The organism is Haloferax sp. DFSO52 (assembly GCF_048158745.1).
In the GTDB taxonomy this organism is placed as follows: domain Archaea; phylum Halobacteriota; class Halobacteria; order Halobacteriales; family Haloferacaceae; genus Haloferax.
This window is the reverse complement of record NZ_JBLOPB010000004.1, coordinates 38,840-64,124: the sequence shown is the minus strand read 5'-3', so window position 1 is coordinate 64,124 and position 25,285 is coordinate 38,840. Positions and strand designations below refer to the sequence as shown.

Here is a 25,285-nt window from a genome sequence, read left to right as displayed (position 1 = left end):
ATTAATACGACTATAATACGCCTACGTCACTCGATTCTTGGGGAAATTGCCAACTAGCGAGTTATTAGAAATACCGAATGTTGCCAAGCTAATAATAACGAATATAGATATTCATGTGTTCTTACTAATGTAATTATCGCAACATTTATGGCCCATATCCACAACTCCAGAGACATGGTAAGCGAACGGTCCACCGAGCAGGACCCCAAGAACAACGACCAGAACACAGTCGGCCGGCGCGGCTACCTCGCACTCGTCGGTTCAGTCACTGCTGCGGGTGCACTCGCAGGAGTCTCTGGGGTTGGCTCGGCACAAGAACAGTCCGACGATAGCTCCTCCAACAACGGTGAACACACGCTCGTCGTGGCAGGAACCGGGTCACTCTCGTCGTTCGAAGTGACTGTAGACGGAACGATTACACCCCTCAACTCGAACGATGCACTGAGCACGATGGGTGTCGTCGGACCAGCAGCAGAAGGAACCGTAAGCGGTGGTTCGCGGACGTACCGGTTCGCCGGTGACATTACGAACTTCCAAGCGACCGACTCCGTGTCGGTCTACGTCGACGGCGTCCGAATCCCCACCAACTCCTTCTGAGTGCGGCATCCTGACGGCTGTCGTCCCTCCACATTTTTCTCGACCAGACGACGGTCTACAGCGGCGGGCGACCTCGCAGCGAACGCGACGAACTGACCGTGAGTTACGACCGAAGATACCCGCTTAGCCACTCACTCGTCACGTCAGCGAATTCGACGGTCGACCCTCCGTACTCGTCGACGAACGAGTTGGCATCAGCGACGTCCGAAAATGGGAGCAGGTCAGGTCCCATCCCGCCGTGGACTGAACTGTCAACGACGAAGTCCATCTCTGTGGCGTCACCGAACGTGTCGGTACCAGTATGCGTGGAAATGAACGATTGTCCATCGTCATCTGTCACCGTGAAATCGACGAGAGAATAGTCAGTGACGTATATGGCAGTCGCCTCCCAGCCCATCCGCTCGTGCTCGAAGTAGTACGGGAACAGCCCCATGCTCAACGTGTGGAACCACGCAGGGTTGTCGTGGCCGCGAGGTGAGTTATCGCGGTAGAATATCTGTCCGTTTGGACCGGCGTGGTTGCCGATAACCATCCCACCCTGGTCGTCTTCTTTGCCACCGGAGAGGTCAACCGGGTCCGGTGTGGGGTCTGGGTCGCCACCGAGACAGCCAGCAACTGCCACGAGAGTACTACCGGCGATGGCTTTCAACGCCCCGCGTCGTGTTATCGAGGGAGATGAGTCAGAGAGGGGAAAGCGGTCGAGATCCATCGGTTCGATATCTCGAACTCAGCCGTGATGATAGTTAAACCATGAGATTGTGTGCGTCGAGTGTGGACCAGGAGGGATGAGTGAACGGCAGAATCGAGTGTGCCAGTGGTCAGGCGACGACTCGTGCACCTTCTGCGAGCGAACGAATCTCCTCGAAGAGATTATCAGCGTCCACAGGGTCGCGTGCCTCGACCGTGATTCGAACCAACGGCTCCGTCCCACTCGCACGGACGAGGAACCACCCGTCGTCGGTATCGACTCGGATACCGTCTATCGTATCGACGTTGTCGTACTGGGCGTGAACGTCCCGAGCGATACGGTCCATCGCTTTGTGTTTGTTGTCGAACGACAGACTGAGACGGCGAGTGGTGTACGCGTCACCACCGAGCGAGCGAATCTGTTCGGAGAGTGGACCATCGCGAGCGACGAGTTCCGTGAGTTTCATCGCCGCGTAGTGACCGTCCGGAGCGAGCGTCTCGTCGGGCCAAATCCACGCACCTGACGGTTCTCCACCGAAGATGTATCCCGGTCGTTCGACCGCTTCTGCGACGTGTACGTCACCGACTGGCGTGTACGTAACACGACCGCCAGCGTTTTCGACGACGTCCTGGACGAGGAGACTCGTATCGATGGGAACGGCGACGGACTGCCCCGACGTGACGGCGTCGCGAGCGAACAGGGCGAGAAGATAATCGCCGGAGACGTACTCTCCAGTTTCGTCCACAGCGACTAATCTGTCGGCGTCGCCATCGTGAGCGAGGCCGATATCCGCGTCGAGCGCAGGAACAGTTCGGCGAAGTGCGGACAGCGTCGTCCCATTGGGTTCGCTCTTCCGCGCCGGGAACCGGCCGTCTTGTTGTCCGTCCAGCGTGTTGACCGTCACACCAAGTTCGTAGAGGGCATCGACAGAGACACGTCCCGTTCCGTTTCCAAGGTCGAACGCAACAGCGACGTCGTCCAACGAGTCGGCTGATTCGAACGACGAGACGAGATGGTCCACGTGTCGGGCGGGCCCATCATGCCACGCCCGTTCGCGGCCGAGTTCGTCCCACGCAGCAGATGAGATATCGTTGCGGTTCAGTCGATGAACGATGTCGCGAGTTTGTTCTTTGTCGAATGCGCGGCCGTTCGGCGTCCAGAGTTTCAAGCCGTTATCCGACGCCGGGTTGTGCGACGCGGTGACGCCGATGCCGGCGTCCGCCCCAGTCCATCCGACGGCTCGGGCAACGGTTGGTGTCGAGACGACACCGAGACGGACGACGTCAGCGCCGCACTCACGGACGCCGACGCTAACTGCATCAGCGAGCACGTCGCCACTGAGGCGAGCATCTTGGCCGACGACGACTAATCGAGCGTCATGGCCGACGGCGCGGCCGATTCGTAGGGCGAGGTCTGCGGTCACGGTTCGGCCGACCGGACCACGGATTCCACTCGTTCCGAACATACCAAAAGTGATGCCGACAGAACGTTTTGGTATACGTCACCTACTAACACGCTCGAATTTTCAGGTGAATCCTACTCTCACGTGGGCAGCTGGAGGTCGCGGAGAAGAGACTCGTTTATTGGGAGGACTGTTCGGTTAGTGTACGGGGTGGGCGTCATCGAGATGCATTATCTCGATAGAACCCAGCGTGTCTAGGGTTACTCGATAGCCCGCGTATGAAAAAGAGAGGAAGGCGTCATCAGAACACTCGAAGAGCGTATTGAGGGCATCAGGGTCGATAGTGCCCGCAAGTGGTGGTAGTTGTGTCGGACGGATGTCCTCGATCGCTGCAATACTCATCACCACATTCGTGCTCAGAGGTTCGGAACTGTCTCGGTCGACTCGATAGACTCCTGTCTCTTCTTCGTGAGTAACCCGGGACTCTTTCCATTGGATCGTCTGTGCCATCATGGTGCTTGACGTTCCACGATGTGAGTTCATCACTCTTAAATCCGTGCTATTTGTGAACAGTTGTAATTCGTGAATATCACAGATTCGTATACGAGTAGTGGTGTTGGAAATTCGACACAATATCAAAAATCGGGACACTACGGAGTGGCCAACTGTCTCACCGACGTGGAAGCAGTTGTCGGGTCTTCTCACGGGCTTCTGCGGTCGAAATCTCTCGGTTGTACAACGCAGCACCGGGTTCGAGTAAGGGCCCACCGATGGTGAGCGGTCCAGTATCAACCGGCCCAAACCCGATGTCGCGTATCAACTCAGCGACCGTCTCGTTGGCCTCGGGGTCGTCGCCGGCCAGAAAGATGGCAAATCGCTCGTCTTCGGGAAGTTCCGGGTGGCCGAAGTCGCGGAGTGTCTCCCAGTAGATCGTGTTGAACGCCTTGACGACACGTGCGTCGGGGAGTTGTGCCGCAATGACTTCCGAAGACGTTCGGTCGCCTAGGTCGATGACGTGATAGTTCTCCGTGTACGGGTTCGTCGCGTCGACGACGATTTTCTCCGCAAACTGCTCCGCTGCAGGGAGGCCACGGCGGTTCCGGAACGGAAGCGCGAGGAACACGACTTCACCGAACTGTATCGCGCGTTCGGGCGTGACGGCGCGGATTTTCGAACCGAACATGTCGGTGAGGTCAGTGAGTGATTCTGGCCCCGTCCTGTTCGCGATGGCGACCTCGTGGCCCGCTTCGACGAAGAGTTGCGCCAGCGTCCCACCAAGTCGGCCAGCACCGAGAATCCCAATGTCCATGAACAAAGATGATTGTTTGACAAATTGAATCTTGTGTAGATTCTCACCCGAGGCGCACACGTCGGTCTCGACGAAGCACTCGAACGCCGGTCTCGAGGAACGGAAACCGTTCACCAGCGACCCCCCAGAACGTATCGATACCCCCGCTATCAGGAACGGATTGCGAGAACATATCAACAGCCTAGTTAGACGGGTTAGACACTGTATAACCGCTCCAGACCTTCTCGGATGCGATACGTTCTGATTTTCAGGACAATCATAAATTAATATATATGTTCACGTAGTACTCCTATGCACAGACGTCAATTTCTCGGTGGAGTCGGTGTGGGCATCGTGCTCATCTCCGGGTGTCTCGGCGGAAGCGGTGACACCACCTCCCCAGGATCAAACTCCCAGCAAGACGGTGGGAACAAGCAAAATCCAAAGCCAGCACCGACCACACCAGAACCGACGCCGGAATCGACGCCAGAGTCGACCCCTGAATCGACCCCCGAAGTCGACAGTGACGCACTGGAAGACCGAATCGACTTCACGCGCGAGGAAGACGACCCGGCAGTCGTCGGGACGCTTCTGACCAAAGGGCCGGTTCCCGGCGTCATCGTCTCCTCAGACCTCCTGTCCGCAAAAGCGTGGCAGAACTACGCAAAGGTCGACGAAGACGAGAGCGTTTACAAAGTCGGCCTCTCGGTTTCGGCGAGTTCGGCAATCGGTCGGCTTACGGTCCAAGGCAGGATGTACGATGCAGATGGAGAACTCATCAGCGAAGACTCCGACGTGAGCAACAACATCCCCAGTGACGGAAAGGCCCTCATCCACCTCAACTTCCGTGGCGACATCGACGAGATGTACTACTACGAACTCACGTTACTGACGCCTAATTAAGCGGATTTACACTCCCCTTGCGTAGGCTTCGAACTCTTTTCCCCGGACCGCGAAATACCCGACACCGACGAGTCCGACGAGCGACGCGAGACCGAACGCCAGCGTCGGATCTCTCGCGTAGAGCCACCCGCCGAGTACTGCGCTCGGGATGACGATGGTGTTTCGGATGAGATAGTACGCCCCAGTCACTCGACCGCCCGCGTTCTGTTCGGCAGGGCCGACGATGAGCGCCTTGTGTGCTGGTAATCCGGCGAACCGGAGTCCCGAGAAGGCAAAGAGGGCGACGAGCACCCACTGATTTGTCGGCGCGAAGATGAGGAGAGCGGGAAAGACAGCGTAGACGAAAAATCCCAGTGCGACGATTGGTTTGAGTCCGGTTCGTTCGGCGAGTTTCGAGACGGGGAGTTTCGTCACGATGGCGACGGCCATCTCGACGCCGAGTAAGATGCCGAAGAACGCGTCAGGACGAAGAGAGACACCAAATCCGGAGAACCCAACCGCGAGAAAGTCGGTGACGACGATGACGAAGAAGACGTAGACCATCCCGTTCGCAAACCGGACGAGCGTGTCGGCGACGAGGAGTGGTCGAAGCGTGTCGGGCAGCGAGCGCAGGTCCGAACGAAGTTGTGAGAGGCCTTCGAACGACTTCCCGAGCGAATCTTCGCTGGCGTCGTAGAGAACGTGTTGGACCACCGTGGCGACGATTCCGAATCCCGCCGCGACGACGAGGACGTATCTGAACCCGACGACGAACGACGCAGTGACGGCGAGGAGTGTCGCCGCGATGAGCGGGCCGAGCAAGAAGCCGATACGGCGAAAGATTTCCGTGCTGGCAAAGCCCATCGCCAATCTCGACGGGGGGACGCTCTGTTTGACGATGGCGAACGTCGCGCCGAGGCCGAACGACTTCCACGCCTGGGTGAAAAAGAGACCCACGAAGATCCACACCCACGGTTCGATCGAGGCGCCGCCGAGTGTCACCGGTGGTATCGACGGTGCGACGAACCACAGGAGAAAGCCAGCAGACGAGACGGTCCCAAAGAGTGTCAGCGAGAGTCGAGAGCCAAGTCGGTCCGAGATTGCGCCACCGGGGTACGGATAGAGCGCCCCGATGAGATTTCCGACGCTCCCGTACAGCCCAACGACGGTCGCACCCGTCCCGAGCACGCGAAGATACTCGGGGATGTACCGGCCCGTCATTTGAAACGAGAGGCTGAACGCCAGCATCGCGACCGAGAGGACGAACACGTCACGTTCGAGGCCGACGAACTGCCGAAACGAATCGAACGCGTCGACGGAGTCCCGACGTGCATCCATCAGTCGGAGGGTTCAGTCCCGGTACGCAAGAAAGTACGCGTGTCAGCGCTCTGATGGCGGGTCGACCCAGACGACGAGTCCATCGTCGGTTCGGACGATTCCACGCGTCCCATCGTCACCGAAGGGAGAGTCGTCGACTTTCGCTGGGTCGATATCCGTGACTCGGTGGACTTCGTCAACGAGCCACCCATAGACGTCGGCATCGTCCTCACCAGTGTCGAAAACGACCACACGCTGGGCCTCCGGGTTCGACCCGACGCCTAGCAGTCGTGCCGTGTCGACGAGCGTGGTCGTCACGTCACGGTAGTCCATCACGCCAACGACGTGCGGGGGTGCGTCCGGGAGTGACCGCGACTGTTGGCGGTCGATAATCTCCGTTACCGAGTCGAGGACGACACAGTATCGCTCGTCTCCGACGGCAAACTCGAGCACTTGCGTCGGTTGGTCGAGTGATACGTCGGCCTGATTTCCAACAGCCATCTAGGGGTCCTCGTGGTCGATTTCGTCGTCGACGTGGTCGAGCAAGAGTCCGACCTCAGAAATCTTCGCAGTCTGTTCTTCGGTCGCCGCTGCGACCTGATTGACTTCGGTTGCGACTTCTTCGGCCCCACGCGACGTCTCGTCGACGAGACTCGCAACCTCTTCTGTACTCGCAGCCTGCTGGTCTGTCGCCCGAGCGACTTCTTCAGCGCCGTCGGCGGCCTCTTCGACAGCGACGTCGATGCTCCGAAGTGCGGAGACGGCGGAATCTACCTCGTCGATTCCCTCGTTGACCTCGTCACTCGCGTGTTCGATGTTTCCGACAGTCGTCTTGGTCGTCGACTGGATGTCGTCGACGACGTCCTCGATTTCCGAGACGCTGTCACGAGATTGCTCTGCGAGGTCCTTGACCTCGTCTGCGACGACAGCGAATCCAGCGCCCGCTTCGCCTGCTCGGGCCGCCTCGATCGAGGCGTTGAGGGCAAGCAAGTTCGTCTGGTCTGCGATTTCGTTGATGACTTCGACGACGCTGTCGATCTGGTCGACCTTCTCGCGAAGGTCGAGAATTTCCTCGTGGACGTCCGACGTTGCTTCGTCGACTGTCTCCATCGCGGTCGCGGCTCGGTCTGCCGACTTCCGACCATCCGATGCGAGTTCGCGCGCCTGGTCGCTCATCGATTTCGTCTCTTCGGCGCTCGACGCGATCTCTTCGACGCTGGCACTGAGGTTCGAGACTTCACCAGCGACTTCACGCATATTTTCAGATTGGCTGCCAGCTAACTCGCTAATCTCCTGAGCACTGACGGCGACGGTTTCGGACGCCTGCGAGAGCTCGGTGACAGCAGCCTCGATCTCGTCAGTTGCGTCGTCGATGTCGTCGACATCGTCGAGGACATCGTCGGCATCGGCAGCGGCTGCACCCGAAGCCTGATGAGCCGTCGAGTTACTGCTGCCATTCTGGCTTCCGTTTCGATGCTGCAGGTGTGACCCGTTTTCTGATGCCATAGAACTGACCACCACGATAGATAACATAAATTCTTGTCACCAAATATCACCATAGATAACACCAACAACGGTGAATATATCCAGAAATATCACAACGAACCAGTGGAGAATGGCATAATACAATAAAAATTCAGAATTAGTTACGTGTGCGAAAAACCATCTTGTCGGGCCGCTATTGATAAATCGCGTTGACTTATCAAAGAATTTTACTTAAAAACATGGCACTGTCCTGCAATATTGCGCCATCCACCGAGTGACTCCATCGTGTTCCTAACTGAATCGACGAACGAGTTGCACTGCGACGAACCCAGCGAGTGCGACCATCACGATAGACCCACCGGCGGCGAGTCCGTAAAGATACGCGAGCGTCACGCCGACCACACCAGCCACTTCGCCAGCTAACACGCCGTACACCAACGACTGTTTGTAACTTCGGCCAAGGTGTGTCGCAGTGACGACGGGGATAACGAGCAACGCGGCGACGAGGATGACCCCCATTATCCGCATCGCACTGACGACGACGAACGCCGTGAGAATCGACAAGAGCGTGTTCACAGCGCGGACGTGAACCCGGGATGCGCGGGCAGACGTCTCGTCGAACGTCACGTACAGAAGCGGTCGATACGCGACTGAAACCGCCGTCACCACCACGAGCGTCATCGAGACGAGCAGTCCCACGTCGGCGCGAGAGACCGTTGCGAGCGACCCGAACAGATACTGGTTGATACCGACCGAGATGCCACCGTCGGTGAGCGAGATGAGGACGCTCCCCAGTGCGAACCCGCCAGTGAGAACCATCGCAAGTGCGGCATCGCTCCGTGCACCGGTGTACTCGACGAGGGCCTGGACGACGAGCGCTGCAATCGTCGCGACGACGAGCGCACCGACGAGCGGCGGAACTGTGAGTGCCACCGTCGCTTCGAGAAAGAGCGCGGCAGCGACGCCAGCAAAGGCAGTGTGAGCGAGCGTGTCGCCGACCATCGAGAGGTCACGATACACGAGGAACGACCCCACGAGTGGGCCAACGATACCGATTGCGAGAACCGAGAGATAGGCCCGTTGCATGTACGGATACGCGAGGAACTCGAGGCCAGTCACCTCCGCAACCCACGAGAACACGACGTCGGCGACGTTCAGGAACCAGTCGAACGGGGCCGACACGAGTGAGGCGACGATGAACTGCGAAATTACGTCTGCGCTACCGACCGCGAGTGGCGCGACAGTGTCCATCACGGGGCCTCCGAGTCAGCTGGGTCGTCAGCCGCATCGACACCATCGGCATCTCGCTCGCTGGACTCTCTCGCGTGACTGTCGTGGGTGTGGTCGAGGACGTGTTGATTTGCGCCATAGGCCGCTGCGAGTGCGTCGCTTTCGACGAACGACTCTGGCGGGCCGTGGAAATACAGACGCTTGTTCAAGCACGCGATACGTGACGCGTGTGCAGTGACGACACCGATGTCGTGTTCGACCAGGACGATAGACATTCCTGCCTCGTTCAGGTCCGAAAGGAGGGTGTAGAACGATTCGCGAGACTCCGAATCGAGAGAGACAGTTGGTTCGTCGAGGGCGAGTAACTCCACCTCGGCAGCGAGTGCGCGGGCGACGAAGACACGCTGTCGTTGGCCACCAGAGAGCGACCCGATGCGCCTGTCTGCGATGTCCGCGATGTCGACGCTCTCGAGTGCGTCGTCCACCGCAGCGTGGTCGGCGGCGGAGAATCGCCCGAACAGGTTCCGTGGGTACCGACCCATCCGAACCACCTCGCGAACGGTAATCGGCATCTCTCTGACGGTCTTGGTCGCATCCTGTGCAACGTACGCGACGCGTTCGCCTGCGCTGAACTCGTTGGCGGGTTCACCGAACAGTCGAACTGTCCCGCTGTCCGGTCGCAAGAGTCCGAGCATCAGCTTCAGGAGCGTACTCTTTCCCGACCCGTTCGGTCCGACGAGGCCGAGAAACTCTCCGTCTCGAACGTCGAACGAGACACCGTCGACGACAGAGAGGTCACCGTACGAGAACGCCACATCGTGGAGTGAAACGGCAGTCATCGTGTCTCCAGAGCGGTGCGAAGCGACGGGAGGTTCGTCTCACGCATGATGTCGAGGTAGCCCCACTGTTGTCGGACCCATTCACTCGTCAGACCCGGAATCGACGTCAGCGGGAGGACGCCCTCAGCGGTGGTTTCAGCGACGAGTTGCATCGCCGCGCGGTCGGATTCGAGTGGATCAGCGAGGACGTATCGAATCCCGTGTTCCTCGATAGCCATCTGTGCTCGCTCGATATCTCGGGGGGATGGGGCGTCGTCGGGGGAGACTCCAGAGAGTGCAACGACGTCGAACCCATATCGGTCCGACAGATAGCCGAACGCATCGTGACCGGCCACGAGGATTACGTCTCGTTCACGGGTTTCGAGACCGGATTCGAATGCAGCGTCGAGGTCAGTCACTGCCGTTCGATACGCGTCGGCGCTCTCGGCGTAGACGTCAGCGTTCGACTCGTCGACAGTCTGAAACGCATCGCTGAGCGTCGTTATCGCGGTGACGACGCGGAGTGGGTCCATCCAGAAGTGTGGGTCGACCAAGTCAAGACTGGCTTCAGCGTCGTGGTCGTGTTCATCGGCAGATGCCTCGTGGAGGTCGATGTCCGCAGCGATATCGACAGGCAAGACTGCAGCGTCGTCTGCGTCGAGTGAAGTCAGTACGTCGTCGACCCACGGCTGGAACGACGGCATTCCGTGGACGAAGATATCCGACTCGATAACGCGGCCCTGAACGTCGGGGCCCGGTTCCCAGCCGTGCCCATGCTGGCCGACGGGGACGAGCGTCTCGACGACAGCACCGTCGCCGGCGACGTTGGCCGCGATGTCGCCGAAAACGAAAAACGACGCAGCCGCCAGCGTCTCTGCCGTGGGTCGAGCGGACGAGTCCGACCCGAGACACCCGCCGACGCCCGCAGCGACGGCTGTTGAGACGGCGGCGAGGAACGCGCGTCGTTTCTGAGTTCGCATATTAATAGAAAGAAGATTTCAGATAATAAGTTCTGTTATTTTAGAGTGGGTGTTTATTATCTTCGTCTGTCGACTCCACGTCGAGACACGGAACTGGGTCGGTGGTGAAGGCGAACATGCCGGTTGCGTACGTCTCGTCACGGCCCTCACAACGAGTCTCGTAACAGTGACTCATCGCAGTGACTCGTCACGTACGGTCAGTGAGAGCGACTGAATCGCGGGACATTTCCCCACCCACCACCACCGTCCGACTAACGAATGCGCGAGGACGAGTTGGCGACCCATGTCGTCGAACATTTCCGCACGGCCTTCGACGACGTCGAAATCCACCTCGAAGAGCCGTACGACCACTACGGCAATCGTGGCGTCGCCGACGTGTACGTCCGCGTTCGAACGCCCGAGCCGGTCGATTATCTCATCGAACTCAAAGCCGACGCTGCCATCAGACACGCGACTGGCGCAAACGAAATTCTGCGTCAGTACCGCCGGATGGAACGCTACTTCTACAAAGACGACGAGCACGACATCCGCCCGAAACTCGGTCGTGAGGGGGCAGGCGTTCACGTCTTTCTCCTGTTCGCACCCACCACGCGGTGTGTCGAACACGTCCACGAACATCACGCACTCTACGAGTCCGTGGCTCCCGAAGCAGTCGTCGAAGACGTCCGCGCGACGCGAAAAGTGGCGTTCCTGACGAACTTAGCCCGTGCGGCCGATGGCGAACTCGGATTTCTCTCCGTCAACGGTGTGGTTCCACTCGATTCGTCGGCGTTCGTTGACGCGATTCCCACCGACTCTCGACTCGCGGAAGCGATGGACGACGCAACGATATAGCATACACTCTCATACACCCCCCGGCCCTAGGGGTGTCTATGGGAACGACGCGGAAGTCGGTTCGAATCCCGCTGGGTGACCTCCGGCAACAGGTAGCAGATGCACTTGGTATCGCGGCATCGCTGGTCGATATCCACGATATTCGACTCAAAGACGGCGCACTGGAAGTCGAGGCGAGTTACCCGGACGGAGAGAGCGTCCCCGTCGTCGAACTGTTCGTCACGGGGCCCGACGGAACCACCGAGTCGTACGTCACGGAGTTAGACGGGGCAAAGAACCTCCTCATCGCCGGCGAAGACGTGCTGGTCGAACTCGTCGATTACGACACCGAGAAACGTGAGGTGCTCGTCTCGGTGAAACACCGACAAGACGGTGAGATGGTGACCATCCTCGGGTGTGGTGAACAGTGGGTCATACCGGTCGAACGCGACGGGGAAGAACAGACGGTCCGGTGTCGAATCCAAAGCGCTATCGACCCACCAGCGTCCGACGAGTGAAGCGACCGTCGCTCGCTCTCGACAACCACCTCAGCCGTCGTACGCGACGAACGAGACGCAATACCCATCCGGTGCAATCTCTCCTTCGACGATTGAACACGCTCCCACCCCGTCGCCGTTTTTGTCTTCGATGTAATAACTGCAGTCCGAACACTGCTGGCCTTCTTTGGGTTCGTCCTGATAGGCGACCGCATCCTGTGACGAGAGTTGTTCGGGATTCCGCTCGGTGCCGCCGATCGACGTCGCAGTAGCGTACTCTTCTGGGACACCGCCAGTTTCGCCACCTGATGCAGTCGTCGGTTCGTCCGTCTCGGTTTCACCGCTACCGCCGCCACCGGTGTCGCCGCCACCACCGGCACATCCAGCGAGGCCAGCCATCGTCGCCGTTCCGGAGAGCCAGATGAACCGACGCCGAGTCTGTTGGTCGTCTGTCATAGCCACCCTCGGGGATGAACGAATAAATGGAAGATGGCGTTTCTTGGGGGGTGAGAATCCCGTGTGAAGTAGTGGCGTGCGTTACTCGTCGGGTTGGATTCTGGAGAGTCGCATCGCGTTGCCCGTCACACCGACTGTCATCCCGGCGTCACCAGCGAGGACGGCGAGTCCGACACTGACGAGTCCGAACGGGACGCCGATGGCGAGAAGCGCCTTGATTCCGAGCGACGCCCAGATGTTCTGTCGGATGACGTGGTTCGCCTGGTGGGAGAGTTCGTAGAGATACGGCAGTTTCGAGATATCGTCTGCCATGAGCGCGATATCGGCCGTCTCCAGTGCGGTGTCTGTGCCTGCGGCACCCATCGCGATACCGACCGTCGCGGTCGCCAGTGCCGGCGCGTCGTTGATGCCGTCGCCGACCATCGCCACCGACTCGTACTCGTCGAGTAATCCTTCGACAGCAGTGACTTTGTCCTCGGGGAGGAGGCCAGCGCGGAAGTCGTCCACGCCGACCTGTTCGGCGATTGCGCGGGCCGTCCCCTCGTTGTCGCCGGTGAGCATGACCACCGAGAGGCCGAACGACTGAAGGCGTTCGACAGTCGCTCTCGCGTCGGGGCGAACCTCGTCCGCGACTGCGACGAGGCCTTCGAGTTCGTCTGCCGTCCCGACGAGGACGACTGTCTTCCCTTCGTCCTGGAGTCGGGGAATCGTGTCTTCGACGAGGTTGAGACAGCCCTGTCTGTTGCACAGCGACCGAAGGTCGTCGGAGAGTGCGTCTTCGGCGTCGGTCACGTGAGTGTGTCTGAGGTCGAACTCGAGGTCAGCGAACAGACCGGGTTTGCCGGCGTAGTGCGGGACGCCATCGAGGTCGGCGCGGACACCTTTGCCGGTGATACTCTCGAACGCAGAGACCTCGCGCCCATCGAGATTATTATTCTCGGCGTGTGAGACGATTGCCTCACCGATTGGGTGTTCGCTCCGCATCTCGAGGCCACGAGCACACCTGAGCACGTCTTCTTCCGAGTTGCCATTCAACGGCACGACGTCGGTGACGGTGAGTTCACCCTTCGTCAGCGTCCCCGTCTTGTCGATAGCGATTGCTTCGACGGCCCCCATCGCTTCGAGGTACGAACCACCTTTGATGAGGACGCCGTTTCGGGCCGCAGACGTGATTCCGGAGACGACCGAGACGGGCGTCGAGATGACGAACGCGCACGGGCACGCGAGGACGAGCATGGTGATACCGTAGACGAACCACGTCACCCAGTCCAGTCCGAAGAGGAGTGGTGGAATCGTGGCGATGCCGATGGCGACGGCCACCATGAACGGCGTGTAGTATCCAGAGAACCGTTCGACGAACTGTTCACGTTCGGTCTTGTTCGCCTGTGCGTCTTCGACCATCGAGACGATTCGCGAGAGCGTGTCGTCGCCCGCCGCAGAGTCGACACGAACTTCCAGATAGCCCGCTTCGTTGACCGTCCCGGCGTAGACATCGTCACCAGCGGCCTTATCGACGGGGACAGACTCACCGGTGATCGGTGCCTGATTGACGGCGCTCTCGCCGTCGAGAACCGTCCCATCGACCGGTATCTTCTCCCCCGGTTTGACGACGACCACGTCGCCGACGACCACGTCTTCGACCGGAACGACCTGTTCTGTTCCATCGCGTCGAACCGTCGCCTCGTCGGGCGAGAGGTCCATCAGTTCACGAAGCGAGTTTCGCGTCTGGTCCACCGAGTACCGTTCGAGGAGTTCTGAGACGCTAAAGAGGAACGCAAGCGTCGCCGCTTCGAAGTAGAGACTGGTCGGTGCCGAGATGAGACTCGCGACGACGGCGCTGACGATTGCCGTCGACATCAGCAGGTCGATGTCGAGACTGCGATTTCGAGCGGAGTAGTAGCCGTTTCGAAGGATTTCCTGCCCGCCGATACCGGCACCGACGAGGTAGAGCACTTCTGGGAGGGTAAACGAGACGCTGAGAATCGTCGTGACGACGAGTTCGATGCCGAAGATGTACTCGGTGGCGATACCTGCAGCGAGGAACGCGCCACTAACCCACGTCTTCAGTGCGCGCGTGCTTCGCCAGACGCTCGAACGGTCGGTATCGCCATCCGAATCGGACAGGTCGTCGGCGTCGGTGCCGGTGACTTCGTAGCCGGCGTTTTCGACTGCGGTGACGACCGCAGAAAGGTCAGTCTCTGCTGCGAGCGTGACGATAGCGGTCCCTGCAGTCGGGCGCGTCTCGTATTCGAGGACGCCTGAGACCCCGTCGAGGGCGTTTTCGACCTTTCCTGCACAGGACGGACAGTCCATATCGGGGACCGAGAGCGTGACGGTACGCGTGGTTGGGTCGTCGTCTACGGCGTACCCCGCGCCCTCGATACTGGTCTTGATGTCGTCGAGCGTGGCCTTCTCCGGGTCGTACTCGACGACGAGACGCCCAGTCGTCACCTGTGGGTCGATGTCGCCGATACCGTCGAGTCGGCGGACGCTCGATTCGACTTTGCCAGCGCAGGAGGGGCAATCCATCTCTGGAACCCCGAACGCTGCTCGATTCGGAGCGAGGTCCGTGGCTGGACCGTCCGGTGGCGGTGTTGCTGCCGCGGAATCGACATCGGCATCGACATCGACGTCGCAGGCGGTGCCACACCCGCAGTCGTCTGTCGAAAGATGTGTGGACGTGTCCTCGCCGCCCGTGTGGACAGGTCCATCGTGTTCGCTCATTACCCGCACTAGCCAGTCACCAGTTAATAATCCACCTGTTATAAAGCGCCCCTAAATTGGCCTTTCTTAATAATTTTCTTCGTCTCAGTTAATATCTGCTAGAGGAACGGTGGCGACGCCGTCGGCAGCGAGATCAGCCACAGACTGAGAATCGTGTAGAGAATCATCACCGCGACGAAGGGGAATTGGCTTCGGACGGCTTGCATCCGACTCGGGAACGTCCGGTACGCCTGTGAGTGCGCCACCCAAACGGCCAGCAGGTGTCCGGCTAGGACGAACGCCACGTTGAGTCCGCCGAACCACGCTGGCAGTGTGAGAACGACCGGATTAGCTGGTGGGGAGAGTGGTGTCGAGAGTGCGCCGACCAGCATCGGCGATAACGAGACGAAAAAACCGAAGTAGTGCGCGAGGTGGTAGCCGGCGGCGATGGCGAGGAGTGACGGTGCGAACCTGACGGCGAGTGCGTGCGGCGGTTCGAACGTCTCGATACGACGGACCGTTATCCGAGCGGCGAGTAAGAAGAGACCCAAGAACGCCCCGAATCCGCCGAGATAGACGAGAACATAGACGAGGAGCGGTGGAACACCGGCACCGGCAACTGCCTCGATGACCGACGCTCCCTGTTCGGTCGTGACGAACCCACTGAACGTGAGTTCCCAGACGAGGACGACGGCCACAGCGACGTCTGCTACGGTCGAGACCTCGTCGTCGGTGACGAGTCGCATCCCGGGGAGACGAACCGAGAGTCCGTCGTCGGTGACACGAATCGGTGCGACCCGTCCGTAGAAGTGGAGGAACACAGAGACTGGGTCGGCCTTGTCGAACCACACGTCGACACCAACGGCGAGTGCGCCGAGGATGGTGACGATGGAGTACCCAACGAGGACAGTCGCCAGTATCGATGGTTGGCGAGTGACGCCGACAGCCGTCTCCACCCAGACGAGGGCGAGAATTCCCGCGACGGCGGGCCATCGACCGAGTCGTCGTGGATACTCGACGAATCCGTTGGGGAGGGCGCTCGCGATGGTCCGCCACGGGTTGAGAACTCGCCAGGTATCGGTGACGAGGTACGTGAACATCGTGTAGCCTGCACGAAGGCCGGCGAAGACGACGATAATCGCGAAACTGACTGTGGGGACCTGTGGACCGGTATAGCCGAGATAGACGATGAGTGCGAGAAAGGCGAGTCCGAGGATGTGCCCTGCAGCACCGAGTCCTCGGGAGACCGTCTCGGTGAATCCAACCGTCCGCCGCCAGCGGTGGACGCTGTCGATGAACCGCCGGTCGGTCACAAAGCTAGCGAGGAGCGCCGACGCACCGACTGTCGCCCCACCGGTGGCGAGATACAGCCATCGGGGAACTGCGAGGTTGTCCTGTGACGCGCCAGCGAGTCCGACAGCGGCGTTGCTCGCAACGACGGGGTCCGAAAGGAGAGCGAGCAGACTCGCGAGGAGGATACCGAGGCCAACACGGCGAAGGGTCGAGGCGTGACTCATGAGGCGAAGATGATGAACAGGATGAGGAATCCGAAGTACAGGACGACGAGGACACCGAGGGCACGAATACGGAACGACTTCAGTTCGCGTTCTTCCTCGTAGTACGCCTCGCGATACGCTTCGACTTCGTCTGCAGTCAGGTCGTCGGGGTGACGGACACCGCGGTGGAGGACCAGCAGACGCTCTGAAGGGAGGAAATCACCACATCGGTCGCAGACGTGTCGGTCGTCCGCCGTGTCGATGTCAGTCGTCATCCGTTGGATATTCGATGTACAGCGGTGGCAGGTTCTGAACGTTTCTGTTGCGGGCCGCCGGGTGGGGCGTCGCCGGTCGCATCATCAGACCTCGAACGACATCGGTTCGAACGAGCGGAACGCCGTCTCGTACCCGTCGTGGCGAGCAATCTGTGGAAGCACGTCGACGGAAATCGCCACCGAGTCGCCGGGTTCGAGTGTGTCGGTGGCGACGCCGACACCGTAGTGATAGCCAACGTCAGGGTCGAGTGTGCGCTGGAGTCGTTCGTCGTCGAGGAGTGTCGTCCCGTCTCGTTCGACAGTCCCTCGAACACCCATCATCGGAAGGGCGAACTCGTTGTGGGGTGTGCGGGCGGAGACGTATAGATACGACCCGTCCACGCCGAATCGAGACCCGTCTTCGACGAAGTACGCGTCGAAGAAGGCGTCGCCACTCGTCTGTCTTCCAAGGTGTGTTCCGGGTAGTGAGTCGGGTGCTGGAGCTTTCCCAGTGGGCATTCCCATCATCTGCATCGCAGGCACGGCACCGCGAGTGCCTGCTTCGTCGCCGAGTCGTTTCAGTTCGACGTCGTAGAGTTCGTCCGTCTCGAACGTGAACTCGAACGTGGCCGTCTCGACAGTCTCGAATCGGTCTGCGAACGAACCCGTTCGGTGGAGTGACGTTCCACCGACTGTCACTCGTGCGTCGTAGTCACCCTCACCTTCGAGCGCGTAGTTCGACCCGTAGTGCGTTCCCATCTGCTGTGACAGCATGGGATAGGCGACTTCTTCACTCACGAGCGACCCGTCTCGGAGAATTTCGATGGAGACACCGGCGTCGAACGGGAGTATCGTTCCGGTCTCGGTGTCCCACAGCGACGCCATCAGGTGGAGCGAATCATCCGCCTCGACGACGGTCTTCTGTAACTCCGTTCCGGCGACAGACCAGAATCGATGGGGGTAGGAGTACGACAGTGCGACACTGTACGGCCCGACAGTCGTCTTGCCGTACATCTTCATGCCTTCGGTGACGGCGGGGAGGTACACCGCGTCAGGGCGGTTTTCGACGAGTGGTGGGTCGCGCCACGCAGACTGCCGTTCGAACCCACCGAGACACCCTGCAGTCACGGTGAGCGCACCGATACCAAGCGTTTTGATTGCGTCGCGTCGTCTCATGTAGCGTTGCATCCCGACGAAGTTTCGTCGGGGTGTATCGCCGGAACTTACGGTCCGAGCGCAATGTCGGTTCCGCTTTCGTGCCGACGTCCTCGAGGCAGATAGGACGACGAAGGGGCTGACGGCGATTATCAAGCAATCGACGGCGCGAATCCGAGAATCGTATCCAGATTCGACGGTGGTCGTCGACGTTCCGTCGGACATCGCCGTCTGCGTCGATAGTCGCATCGGCGTAGCAGTCCGCGAGTTGCTGACGAACGCGCTCGAACACGGTGGCAACACCGTCTACGTCGACGTGACCAGAAGTCCGAGAGACGAGGGGAGAATCGTCGTCAGAGTCAGTGACGATGGCCCCGGACTCCCAAAGGGGGAGTGGCTAGCCATCGAACGGGGACGAGAGACACCACTCGAACACGGGACGGGGATGGGGTTGTGGTTGATTCACTGGGTCGTCACGAAAGCGGGTGGAAGTACCAGACTGGACAAGTCGCCCCTCGGTGGTGCGTCGGTCCAGATAGAACTGCCAGTCGAAGCGACATCCAAAGACGATACGAAACGCTGACGGGTTCGGCCGGAAGCGACCAAGGAACGAACGTTTAGGGTCGTCAGTCACGACATCGAAGACTAATGAACGGCCATCGAGACGGGAATCCAGAGGCTGCGTTCGGCGCACTCGGGAGCGAGCTTCGGCTCGACATCCTCCGGATTCTCGAGTCTGCTGCACGAGAATCGGCGTCTCGACTCACGTTTTCGGACCTCTACGACCGTCTCGACATCGAGAGCACCTCCCAACTGTCGTACCATCTCGGCCGACTAGACGGCGTGTTCGTCCAGAAGTCCAGTGACAAGTACGGGTTGACGCAGGCGGGCGAACGAGTCGTCCGGGCGGTTTACGCGGGAACCTACACAGCACATCCGTCGTTCGAAACGGTCTCGATAGACGGCACGTGCCCACGCTGCGAACACACAGAGTTACTCGCTACGTTCGAAGAACCGTTTCTTTCGGTTGTTTGTGACGAGTGTGGGGAGACGGTTGCAACGTACGACCTCCCACCGGCACAGGCGGTTGGGCGGACACCGAAAGAGGTTCTTCGGTCGTGTGACCGCCGCGTCTACCACGAACTGGGGATGGCAATCGACGGAACGTGTCCAACGTGTGGGGGAATCATGGATGCGTCGAGTCGACAGCGAACGTCTCCACGGACCGACGAGTACGTCATCACAGCATCCTGTCGGCGGTGTTTCAATCAGGTTATGCACCCGTCAAACTCTGTGTGTTCTACCACCCGGCCCTCGTCGCAGCATACTGGTCTGACGGGCGTGACGCGACGAACGTCCGTCCGTGGGACGTCTACTCGTATACGACCGATTGGGAGGTCACGGTCGTGTCCGTGGACCCATTCCAAGCGCGCGTCGAGACAGACGTGCTCGACGAGGAGTTCGTCGTGACAGTCGTCGACGAGTCCGTGACAGTAGATACCGAGTGACTCGATTGCTCAAACGAATTTGAGTTGTGCCTCTGACAATATGTAAGATATTAGATAACTTATTTCTACTCTCCCAACCAACGTCGAGATATGGCCCTCTTCGTAACCGAATGGATTCGACGGCATCGAATCGCCGCGTTCTTCCTTCTCACGTACGCTCTCTCGTGGAGTATCGAAGGCGCAGTGAGACTCGCCGGGATGGAACCCTCGTGGACGACGTGGTTCTTCGAGGGGTTCTTGAGTCCCCTCTCGCCGGGCGTTGCCGCCGCTATCGTCCTCGCTGTGAGTGGTGAGTCCGTCCGGGGATGGTTACAAAACATCCTCAAATTCCGTGTCCACCCCAAATGGTACGCCCTCGGCATCGGCATCCCGTTTCTCATCACGTACGCCGCGGGAATCGCATCGTGGGCGCTCGGTGGACCCGTCGACTGGAGTAGCTTCGAGTTCGACCCAGTTTCCATCGTCATCGGAATCGTCCTCGGAACGTTCATCGGCGGTGGACAGGAGGAGGTGGGATGGCGTGGGTTCGCCCAACCGGAGTTGCAGGAACGATACGGCGCGTTCCGGGCCGCAGTCGTCATCGGAGTGCTCTGGGGAGGGTGGCACCTACCACAGTTCGTCTTCCCCGGTGGGATGCGGGCCGATTGGCCGCTCGTGCTTACCGCCTCCTACTTCGTCGGTATCGTCGGGTTTTCGATCCTGCTCGCGTGGGTGTACAACGGGTCCGGCGGGAGTGCCTTCCTTGCGATGGTCATGCACGGAACGGATAATTCGACTCAGGGGCGCGTCCCCCTCGACGTCGACACCGTCCTCGTGGGCGACATCGTCAACTGGGAGTCGCTCGTGTCGATGTACGTCTCGCACGCGATTATCACGTGGGCCGTCGTCGCCATCGTCATCGCCGTCGTCGGGATTCGTCTCTCATCTGGGCGACGGTGGGGTGAGAAGTCCGCCACCCAACTGGAGGACTGATTCGCGTGAACCCTCACAGACCGAGGCCAGCCATCGACCACCCGAACGACCTACAGCGTCTCCGCGAGCACCTCGAATCGACGCGACAGCAGTTCGAGTCACACCCCGACGTCGTCGGCGTGACGCTCAACGGTGGCCTCTCACGCGGGTACGGAGACGAGTTGTCCGAAATCGACCTCACGCTCTACCTCACAGCCGACGGATACGAAACGTGGACGAGTGGCCGAGCAGCAGTCCCCACCGGCATCACCGTCGTCGACGGACAGTTGTACGATATCGAAATCGTGCAGATGGATACGTTCGAATCTGAGCCGTGGTCGGACACCGAGCAGTGGGACCGCTCGTACGCCGAAATTCTGTACGACCCGGAGGGGCGACTCGCCACCGCTTTCGACGAGCACCTCGACTCCCCGCCGGGACTGGACCGCGCCGAAGGGCTGCTCTTCGACTGCTGGTGGCACTTCAGGCTCACGACAGCGTGTTGGATACGACGCGGAGACGCCGTACAGGCCCACCACGTTCTCGACAACGCCATCGACCCACTGGTCGAGTCACTGTTCGCCGTCAACGGCGAGTACCTCCCCCACGAGAAGTGGCTCGTCAATCTGAGTCGGTCACTCGACTGGCGGCCCGACGACTGGGGGACGCGACTCCAATCCGCGGTGGCAACGGGAGACGGGTCGATGGAGGCAGTTTTCGAACGACGTGCGGCCATCGCTTCTCTCTGGGACGACATCGACCGATTCGCACGCGACCAATCGGGTGACGAGATTCCGGTTCGGTGGATGCAGCGCACGTTCTATCGGGCGCTCTCACACCTCGTCGAAACCGAGCGCATCCCACACGAGACGTGGGACGCCACCTACGGAAACCGACTCCTCTCGATGGAACCCTTCGCCTCCGTCGTCTCCGTCGAAGACGAGATGGTCACGCTAGACACCACGGCGCTGGATGCCCTGACGGCGGAAGACCTCTACGAGTGGCACTATCAAGTCGTCGAAGCGGTCAGGGCGTGAGTTCAGTGGTGGTTTTCGACCGCGGCAATCCGCTCTCGAGCGGCCGACATCGCGCTCGTCGGGGCGCTCGACATGGCGTAGGAGTCGACCGCCCCATCTCGCTTTGTGACGTGTAGCCGGCCATCTTCGTACGACACCGAGGAGAGTTCCGTGTATTCGTAGTGGTGGGCGTCGTCACCGACCGAGACGTACCGATGTGCGAGGTTGACCGTCGTGTCCTCGTGGACCGCGAACGAGTCGTCGCCTGCGACGAGCGTCGTCAAATCGTATGCGCGCGCGGGATTGACCAACAGAAGCGCTCGTCCATCGATGGGTATCGAACTCACCTCGCTATCGCCGTCTCCGGCACGTACGACGTCGAGGATGGCAGATTGTGCCTGTTCGATACCGGCCTCGAGAACCGCCTCGTATCGCTGATTGACGTACCAGATTCCGAGTGCAGCGAGTGCGCCACTGCCCGCGATAATCCCGAATCCCCCGAGGGAGTCGCCGAACTGAACCACGAGGTACACCCCGAGGAAGAGTGAGCCGGCGACGATCCACATCCACTGCCACCCGGCCGCCCACAGTGGTTGGAAGACCTCGGCATCGAGAGACTCCCTACGTCCCACGAATTGAACCCCTGTCACGCACTCGTGTACTCATCTGAACTACAAGTTAGCCCGTCGAGGACTTGGTATTTCCCACTTCGTCGTCCGAGCCCGTCAGATTTCGAGGAGTTCGACGAGGTTCCCCTCGGGGTCGCGGAAGAACACGATTCGCGTTCCGCTTTCAGTGGTCTTCGGTGTGCTCAGTGTGTCGATGTGTGGTGGGAGGTCGGCTACGGCGGCGTCGACATCGTCCACAGAGAGACCAATGTGTGTCGCACCGGGTTGGTCGAGCGTCGAGTCCGAACGAGACTCGCCTTGTGGGTCGTACTCGACGAGTTCGAGACGCACGTCACCGCCATCGAGGTGTGCGAATCTGCCCGTCGCGTTCTCGACGCCGACTGCCGTTGCGAAGTCCTCGCCCCCAACTTCGAACTGGTCTATGACCGCCAATCCGAGGGTGTCGCGGTAGAACGACAGCATCGGGTCGAGGTCGCTGACAGTGATACCGACGTGGTGTGCAGTGAGCGTAGCCATAGTCTGTCTGCGGGAGGACAGACCAATAGGTGCTTCGTTCGCCCGAGGGCAGACCGTGTCTCCTATATCGTCCCACGCGTGGAGTTACGCTATGAGCGAGACACTCGTCGAGTCACTTCCGCCCACGGCCGTTCCCGAGTCGTTCGTCGACGAACTCGAAGCACAGGACGGCGTCCAGCAGGCGATTGCCGTCCGTGGGTATCATCTCGAACGAGACGGTGAGACGATTCCGCACGCGTACCAACTCATCGTCAACATCCGCGGGAAGTACATCCTCGGACTCCACCTCACGAACGGCGAGTGGCGTATCGTCTTCGACACGCGCGACCACCCCGAACTCGCACAGAAAGGTGCCCGAGCAGGGTACAGCGCGGTTCACGATGCGCTCTACGAACGTGCGCCCTCGGACGCCGAAATCGATTTCGAGGCGACGCCCGAGTTCTGGCACGCCCCACAGTAACGGTTTCTTTGTAGTCGCGCACGCGAGAGGCGTCCACTGACGCACGTTTATCGTCTCATACAGCGTCTCTGAGTCGTGACTCAACTTACCACTTCAATCGACATTGACGCGCCTGCAGAGACAGTTTGGCAGGTTCTCACGGATTTCGATAGCTACCCCGAGTGGAACGGATACACGCGAATCGCCGGTGCTCCCGAAGAAGGGACGAGACTCGTCGTCTCGTCGGGCCCCGAAGTCGGCCGAATGCCCACGTTCAAACCGACAGTTCTGCAGGCCGGTGATGGCGAACTCCGGTGGCTTGGTCACCTGTTCGTGCGCGGCCTCTTCGACGGTGAACACCGGTTTGTGGTCCAGGATATGGGCGAGGGCCGTTCGAGACTCATCCAATCCGAGACGTTCTCTGGCCTCCTCGTCGGACCCATAAACCGTCTGTACGGTGACGACACGAAACGAAACTTCGACGGAGTGAACGCGGCACTGAAAGCCCGTGCAGAGGCGATGGCGACCGCCGACGCCGGGCACCAAGCGAGTGGCGAAGTCAGCGAAGTGTAATCAGAGGCGTCTCACCTCCATCGAACCGCCTCGTCGACACCACTGTGTCCGCAGTAATTTCCCGATAGATCTCCCATCACGAGCGCGCCCATCCCCCACATATCAGGTGTGGTATATTTTTGGACACATAGTCTAAACCCTCAAATTCGGGCGTTAGACGCCCCATAACCTCGAATAAACCACCGAAATAAACCCGTTATTCAACTTGAAATTAAATATATACTGAACATATGGTCTGCTAACAGGAACTGGCATGAGAAGCCGCTCGAAGTCCCGTATACGGGGGCACGATGCGGGTTTCGAGACCAGTCCTGGAGTAAAACAATGGATATCAAGAAATTCCTTAGCGAATCACGCGCAGTCTCGCCGGTCATCGGCGTCATCCTCATGGTAGCAATCACGGTCATCCTCGCGGCCGTCATCGGGACGTTCGTTCTCGGCCTGGGCGACAAGGTCGGCGACAACGCGCCTCAAGCGAGTTTCAGCTTCGACTACGATGAAGATTCGGCCACCCCCGCAAACAGCGTCCTGACCATCACCCACGAGAGCGGTGACGCGATTCCCGCTTCCCAAGTCACTGTGGTCGCTGACAGCGGTGCGATGAGCACTGATTGGCCCGATGACCAAATCAACGCAGGTGATTCCTACGAACTGACCGGTGAGCAAACCAACGGCGACACCGTCCGCATCGTCTGGACCTCCGAAAACGGTGACTCTGCGACCCTGCAGAAGTGGACCTACAACGCCTGAACCGCTGACGAGTAACCGGCCCCCCTCCAAACTTCCCTCCTCGATTATTTTTGACCGCCGAGCGACAGCACTACTCTTAGGACTGTTTTCCTCACGTCCGAGTGTGTTATTACCAATTACTGTCAGCGAGACTTTATTTACATGGAGAACGTCAGGATATCCTGTAGGTACCGAGTACAGGCACTGAAACTGAGGATTTAGGGAGTCCTCGTTTCACTGGGGTCGGCCGGTTTACCTAAGAGACAACAATGGACATCAAAAAATTCCTTACAGAGTCGCGTGCAGTGTCGCCGGTCATCGGCGTCATCCTCATGGTCGCAATCACAGTCATCCTCGCCGCCGTCATCGGCACCTTCGTGCTGGGACTCGGTGACCAGGTAAGCGAGACGGCCCCACAGGCGAGTTTCAGCTTCAAGTACACGGACAGTACCACCTTTGACACGCTCGAAGTCACCCACGAGAGTGGCTCCGCAATCAAAGCCACCCGGCTATCCTTGGTCTCCAACGAGGATTATGCAACCACCGCAGATGGTGCTGGCGATACTGAATACACCTTCGACCAAATCGACACCTCATTGACGGATGTGGTGGCAGGTACGACCGTTACGGCGCACAGCCCCGGGAGCGGTGTCGACCTCGGTAACCAAATCTTCCGAATCGTCTGGACCTCCGAATCCGGTTCGTCGTCTGCAACCCTCCAGAAGTGGAGCGGCCCACGCGCCTAATCACTGTAACCCCCCACAGACACCATCGAACCGACCGATTCGACTTTTTTGAAACACACCACACGCCGAGAGCCACCGTTCTACAGTATTGCACATCGAAAACAAACTTATCCGGTG

At 59.7% G+C, this 25,285-nt stretch carries 30 protein-coding genes; 12 read left to right on the top strand and 18 right to left on the bottom strand.

Annotated features, from left to right (window positions below):
• Positions 1–174: 174 nt before the first annotated feature.
• Entirely contained in the window at positions 175–597 is a 423-nt protein-coding gene (locus ACK3SC_RS17640; protein WP_416841560.1) for a hypothetical protein, read from the top strand.
• Between the two features lie 103 nt (positions 598–700).
• On the opposite strand, the gene ACK3SC_RS17635 is transcribed toward ACK3SC_RS17640, so the two are convergent.
• From ACK3SC_RS17635 to ACK3SC_RS17620, 4 genes are all read right to left on the bottom strand, one after another.
• A complete protein-coding gene (locus ACK3SC_RS17635; protein WP_416841559.1) occupies positions 701–1,306 on the bottom strand; it encodes a nitrous oxide reductase accessory protein NosL in 606 nt (201 codons plus the stop codon).
• 109 nt (positions 1,307–1,415) lie between these two features.
• Positions 1,416–2,750, bottom strand: a complete 1,335-nt coding sequence (glmM, locus tag ACK3SC_RS17630) for a phosphoglucosamine mutase (protein ID WP_416841558.1) — start codon at positions 2,748–2,750, stop codon at positions 1,416–1,418.
• A gap of 135 nt (positions 2,751–2,885) precedes the next feature.
• Positions 2,886–3,200, bottom strand: a complete 315-nt coding sequence (locus tag ACK3SC_RS17625; protein ID WP_416841557.1) for a HalOD1 output domain-containing protein — start codon at positions 3,198–3,200, stop codon at positions 2,886–2,888.
• Between the two features lie 157 nt (positions 3,201–3,357).
• Positions 3,358–3,996, bottom strand: coding sequence for an NADPH-dependent F420 reductase (locus tag ACK3SC_RS17620; RefSeq protein WP_416841556.1), 639 nt, complete (start codon positions 3,994–3,996; stop codon positions 3,358–3,360).
• A 291-nt stretch (positions 3,997–4,287) separates the two neighbouring features.
• Between ACK3SC_RS17620 and ACK3SC_RS17615 the strand changes: the two genes are divergently transcribed.
• On the top strand, positions 4,288–4,878 hold the full coding sequence (locus tag ACK3SC_RS17615) for a hypothetical protein (RefSeq protein ID WP_416841555.1): 591 nt from the start codon (positions 4,288–4,290) through the stop codon (positions 4,876–4,878).
• Between the two features lie 6 nt (positions 4,879–4,884).
• Here the strand turns inward: ACK3SC_RS17615 and ACK3SC_RS17610 are convergent, their stop codons facing one another.
• The 7 genes from ACK3SC_RS17610 to ACK3SC_RS17580 form a co-directional block, all read right to left on the bottom strand.
• Positions 4,885–6,195: an MFS transporter gene (locus ACK3SC_RS17610; protein WP_416841554.1), complete on the bottom strand. Its 1,311-nt coding sequence runs from the start codon at positions 6,193–6,195 to the stop codon at positions 4,885–4,887.
• Positions 6,196–6,237: 42 nt separating this feature from the next.
• The gene (locus ACK3SC_RS17605; RefSeq protein ID WP_416841553.1) at positions 6,238–6,675 is read right to left on the bottom strand and encodes a chemotaxis protein CheW; all 438 of its coding nucleotides are present in this window, start codon (positions 6,673–6,675) and stop codon (positions 6,238–6,240) included.
• A complete protein-coding gene (locus tag ACK3SC_RS17600; protein WP_416841552.1) occupies positions 6,676–7,680 on the bottom strand; it encodes a methyl-accepting chemotaxis protein in 1,005 nt (334 codons plus the stop codon).
• Between the two features lie 270 nt (positions 7,681–7,950).
• On the bottom strand, positions 7,951–8,910 hold the full coding sequence (locus ACK3SC_RS17595; protein ID WP_416841551.1) for a metal ABC transporter permease: 960 nt from the start codon (positions 8,908–8,910) through the stop codon (positions 7,951–7,953).
• Complete coding sequence (locus tag ACK3SC_RS17590) at positions 8,910–9,728, bottom strand: metal ABC transporter ATP-binding protein (protein ID WP_416841550.1); 819 nt, start codon at positions 9,726–9,728, stop codon at positions 8,910–8,912. The genes ACK3SC_RS17595 and ACK3SC_RS17590 overlap by 1 nt, the downstream gene beginning before the upstream one ends.
• On the bottom strand, positions 9,725–10,687 hold the full coding sequence (locus ACK3SC_RS17585; protein ID WP_416841549.1) for a metal ABC transporter substrate-binding protein: 963 nt from the start codon (positions 10,685–10,687) through the stop codon (positions 9,725–9,727). Before ACK3SC_RS17585 ends, ACK3SC_RS17590 begins: the two co-directional genes overlap by 4 nt.
• A 40-nt stretch (positions 10,688–10,727) precedes the next feature.
• Positions 10,728–10,862: a hypothetical protein gene (locus tag ACK3SC_RS17580; protein ID WP_416841548.1), complete on the bottom strand. Its 135-nt coding sequence runs from the start codon at positions 10,860–10,862 to the stop codon at positions 10,728–10,730.
• Positions 10,863–10,945: 83 nt separating this feature from the next.
• On the opposite strand from ACK3SC_RS17580, the gene ACK3SC_RS17575 reads away from it, so the two are divergent.
• The gene (locus tag ACK3SC_RS17575) at positions 10,946–11,521 is read left to right on the top strand and encodes a hypothetical protein (RefSeq protein WP_416841547.1); all 576 of its coding nucleotides are present in this window, start codon (positions 10,946–10,948) and stop codon (positions 11,519–11,521) included.
• A gap of 38 nt (positions 11,522–11,559) precedes the next feature.
• On the top strand, positions 11,560–12,018 hold the full coding sequence (locus ACK3SC_RS17570; protein ID WP_416841546.1) for a hypothetical protein: 459 nt from the start codon (positions 11,560–11,562) through the stop codon (positions 12,016–12,018).
• Positions 12,019–12,048: 30 nt separating this feature from the next.
• Here the strand turns inward: ACK3SC_RS17570 and ACK3SC_RS17565 are convergent, their stop codons facing one another.
• The 5 genes from ACK3SC_RS17565 to ACK3SC_RS17545 form a co-directional block, all read right to left on the bottom strand.
• Positions 12,049–12,453, bottom strand: coding sequence for a high-potential iron-sulfur protein (locus ACK3SC_RS17565; protein WP_416841545.1), 405 nt, complete (start codon positions 12,451–12,453; stop codon positions 12,049–12,051).
• Between the two features lie 81 nt (positions 12,454–12,534).
• Positions 12,535–15,177: a heavy metal translocating P-type ATPase gene (locus ACK3SC_RS17560; RefSeq protein WP_416841544.1), complete on the bottom strand. Its 2,643-nt coding sequence runs from the start codon at positions 15,175–15,177 to the stop codon at positions 12,535–12,537.
• Positions 15,178–15,275: 98 nt separating this feature from the next.
• Complete coding sequence (locus tag ACK3SC_RS17555) at positions 15,276–16,673, bottom strand: hypothetical protein (protein WP_416841543.1); 1,398 nt, start codon at positions 16,671–16,673, stop codon at positions 15,276–15,278.
• Positions 16,670–16,927, bottom strand: a complete 258-nt coding sequence (locus ACK3SC_RS17550; protein ID WP_416841542.1) for a DNA-binding protein — start codon at positions 16,925–16,927, stop codon at positions 16,670–16,672. Before ACK3SC_RS17550 ends, ACK3SC_RS17555 begins: the two co-directional genes overlap by 4 nt.
• Positions 16,928–17,011: 84 nt before the next feature.
• Entirely contained in the window at positions 17,012–18,082 is a 1,071-nt protein-coding gene (locus tag ACK3SC_RS17545; RefSeq protein WP_416841541.1) for an iron transporter, read from the bottom strand.
• A 178-nt stretch (positions 18,083–18,260) separates the two neighbouring features.
• Here ACK3SC_RS17545 and ACK3SC_RS17540 point away from each other — a divergent pair, with 178 nt between their 5' ends.
• From ACK3SC_RS17540 to ACK3SC_RS17525, 4 genes are all read left to right on the top strand, one after another.
• A complete protein-coding gene (locus ACK3SC_RS17540) occupies positions 18,261–18,644 on the top strand; it encodes a sensor histidine kinase (RefSeq protein WP_416841540.1) in 384 nt (127 codons plus the stop codon).
• A gap of 65 nt (positions 18,645–18,709) precedes the next feature.
• Entirely contained in the window at positions 18,710–19,531 is an 822-nt protein-coding gene (locus tag ACK3SC_RS17535; protein WP_416841539.1) for an ArsR/SmtB family transcription factor, read from the top strand.
• 128 nt (positions 19,532–19,659) lie between these two features.
• Positions 19,660–20,541 carry a CPBP family intramembrane glutamic endopeptidase gene (locus ACK3SC_RS17530; RefSeq protein ID WP_416841538.1) on the top strand — a complete coding sequence of 294 codons (882 nt, stop codon included), beginning with the start codon at positions 19,660–19,662 and terminating at the stop codon, positions 20,539–20,541.
• A 5-nt stretch (positions 20,542–20,546) separates the two neighbouring features.
• Complete coding sequence (locus ACK3SC_RS17525; RefSeq protein ID WP_416841537.1) at positions 20,547–21,557, top strand: hypothetical protein; 1,011 nt, start codon at positions 20,547–20,549, stop codon at positions 21,555–21,557.
• Between the two features lie 2 nt (positions 21,558–21,559).
• On the opposite strand, the gene ACK3SC_RS17520 is transcribed toward ACK3SC_RS17525, so the two are convergent.
• Complete coding sequence (locus ACK3SC_RS17520; protein ID WP_416841536.1) at positions 21,560–22,168, bottom strand: hypothetical protein; 609 nt, start codon at positions 22,166–22,168, stop codon at positions 21,560–21,562.
• Between the two features lie 93 nt (positions 22,169–22,261).
• Entirely contained in the window at positions 22,262–22,681 is a 420-nt protein-coding gene (locus ACK3SC_RS17515) for a VOC family protein (protein WP_416841535.1), read from the bottom strand.
• Positions 22,682–22,772: 91 nt separating this feature from the next.
• Here ACK3SC_RS17515 and ACK3SC_RS17510 point away from each other — a divergent pair, with 91 nt between their 5' ends.
• From ACK3SC_RS17510 to ACK3SC_RS17495, 4 genes are all read left to right on the top strand, one after another.
• Positions 22,773–23,141, top strand: a complete 369-nt coding sequence (locus ACK3SC_RS17510) for a hypothetical protein (protein WP_416841534.1) — start codon at positions 22,773–22,775, stop codon at positions 23,139–23,141.
• 75 nt (positions 23,142–23,216) lie between these two features.
• Positions 23,217–23,693, top strand: coding sequence for an SRPBCC family protein (locus ACK3SC_RS17505; RefSeq protein WP_416841533.1), 477 nt, complete (start codon positions 23,217–23,219; stop codon positions 23,691–23,693).
• A gap of 324 nt (positions 23,694–24,017) precedes the next feature.
• Positions 24,018–24,443: a type IV pilin gene (locus ACK3SC_RS17500; RefSeq protein ID WP_416841532.1), complete on the top strand. Its 426-nt coding sequence runs from the start codon at positions 24,018–24,020 to the stop codon at positions 24,441–24,443.
• 248 nt (positions 24,444–24,691) lie between these two features.
• The gene (locus ACK3SC_RS17495) at positions 24,692–25,168 is read left to right on the top strand and encodes a type IV pilin (RefSeq protein WP_416841531.1); all 477 of its coding nucleotides are present in this window, start codon (positions 24,692–24,694) and stop codon (positions 25,166–25,168) included.
• The last annotated feature ends 117 nt before the right edge of the window (positions 25,169–25,285 follow it).

Excerpts from the sequence above, each read along its gene's own strand:
- ACK3SC_RS17640 (WP_416841560.1), top strand. The coding sequence starts at position 175 with ATGGTAAGCGAACGGTCCACCGAGCAGGACCCCAAGAACAACGACCAG.
- ACK3SC_RS17635 (WP_416841559.1), bottom strand. The coding sequence starts at position 1,306 with ATGGATCTCGACCGCTTTCCCCTCTCTGACTCATCTCCCTCGATAACA.
- glmM (WP_416841558.1), bottom strand. The coding sequence starts at position 2,750 with ATGTTCGGAACGAGTGGAATCCGTGGTCCGGTCGGCCGAACCGTGACC.
- ACK3SC_RS17625 (WP_416841557.1), bottom strand. The coding sequence starts at position 3,200 with ATGATGGCACAGACGATCCAATGGAAAGAGTCCCGGGTTACTCACGAA.
- ACK3SC_RS17620 (WP_416841556.1), bottom strand. The coding sequence starts at position 3,996 with ATGGACATTGGGATTCTCGGTGCTGGCCGACTTGGTGGGACGCTGGCG.
- ACK3SC_RS17615 (WP_416841555.1), top strand. The coding sequence starts at position 4,288 with ATGCACAGACGTCAATTTCTCGGTGGAGTCGGTGTGGGCATCGTGCTC.
- ACK3SC_RS17610 (WP_416841554.1), bottom strand. The coding sequence starts at position 6,195 with ATGGATGCACGTCGGGACTCCGTCGACGCGTTCGATTCGTTTCGGCAG.
- ACK3SC_RS17605 (WP_416841553.1), bottom strand. The coding sequence starts at position 6,675 with ATGGCTGTTGGAAATCAGGCCGACGTATCACTCGACCAACCGACGCAA.
- ACK3SC_RS17600 (WP_416841552.1), bottom strand. The coding sequence starts at position 7,680 with ATGGCATCAGAAAACGGGTCACACCTGCAGCATCGAAACGGAAGCCAG.
- ACK3SC_RS17595 (WP_416841551.1), bottom strand. The coding sequence starts at position 8,910 with ATGGACACTGTCGCGCCACTCGCGGTCGGTAGCGCAGACGTAATTTCG.
- ACK3SC_RS17590 (WP_416841550.1), bottom strand. The coding sequence starts at position 9,728 with ATGACTGCCGTTTCACTCCACGATGTGGCGTTCTCGTACGGTGACCTC.
- ACK3SC_RS17585 (WP_416841549.1), bottom strand. The coding sequence starts at position 10,687 with ATGCGAACTCAGAAACGACGCGCGTTCCTCGCCGCCGTCTCAACAGCC.
- ACK3SC_RS17580 (WP_416841548.1), bottom strand. The coding sequence starts at position 10,862 with ATGAGTCACTGTTACGAGACTCGTTGTGAGGGCCGTGACGAGACGTAC.
- ACK3SC_RS17575 (WP_416841547.1), top strand. The coding sequence starts at position 10,946 with ATGCGCGAGGACGAGTTGGCGACCCATGTCGTCGAACATTTCCGCACG.
- ACK3SC_RS17570 (WP_416841546.1), top strand. The coding sequence starts at position 11,560 with ATGGGAACGACGCGGAAGTCGGTTCGAATCCCGCTGGGTGACCTCCGG.
- ACK3SC_RS17565 (WP_416841545.1), bottom strand. The coding sequence starts at position 12,453 with ATGACAGACGACCAACAGACTCGGCGTCGGTTCATCTGGCTCTCCGGA.
- ACK3SC_RS17560 (WP_416841544.1), bottom strand. The coding sequence starts at position 15,177 with ATGAGCGAACACGATGGACCTGTCCACACGGGCGGCGAGGACACGTCC.
- ACK3SC_RS17555 (WP_416841543.1), bottom strand. The coding sequence starts at position 16,673 with ATGAGTCACGCCTCGACCCTTCGCCGTGTTGGCCTCGGTATCCTCCTC.
- ACK3SC_RS17550 (WP_416841542.1), bottom strand. The coding sequence starts at position 16,927 with ATGACGACTGACATCGACACGGCGGACGACCGACACGTCTGCGACCGA.
- ACK3SC_RS17545 (WP_416841541.1), bottom strand. The coding sequence starts at position 18,082 with ATGAGACGACGCGACGCAATCAAAACGCTTGGTATCGGTGCGCTCACC.
- ACK3SC_RS17535 (WP_416841539.1), top strand. The coding sequence starts at position 18,710 with ATGAACGGCCATCGAGACGGGAATCCAGAGGCTGCGTTCGGCGCACTC.
- ACK3SC_RS17530 (WP_416841538.1), top strand. The coding sequence starts at position 19,660 with ATGGCCCTCTTCGTAACCGAATGGATTCGACGGCATCGAATCGCCGCG.
- ACK3SC_RS17515 (WP_416841535.1), bottom strand. The coding sequence starts at position 22,681 with ATGGCTACGCTCACTGCACACCACGTCGGTATCACTGTCAGCGACCTC.
- ACK3SC_RS17510 (WP_416841534.1), top strand. The coding sequence starts at position 22,773 with ATGAGCGAGACACTCGTCGAGTCACTTCCGCCCACGGCCGTTCCCGAG.
- ACK3SC_RS17500 (WP_416841532.1), top strand. The coding sequence starts at position 24,018 with ATGGATATCAAGAAATTCCTTAGCGAATCACGCGCAGTCTCGCCGGTC.
- ACK3SC_RS17495 (WP_416841531.1), top strand. The coding sequence starts at position 24,692 with ATGGACATCAAAAAATTCCTTACAGAGTCGCGTGCAGTGTCGCCGGTC.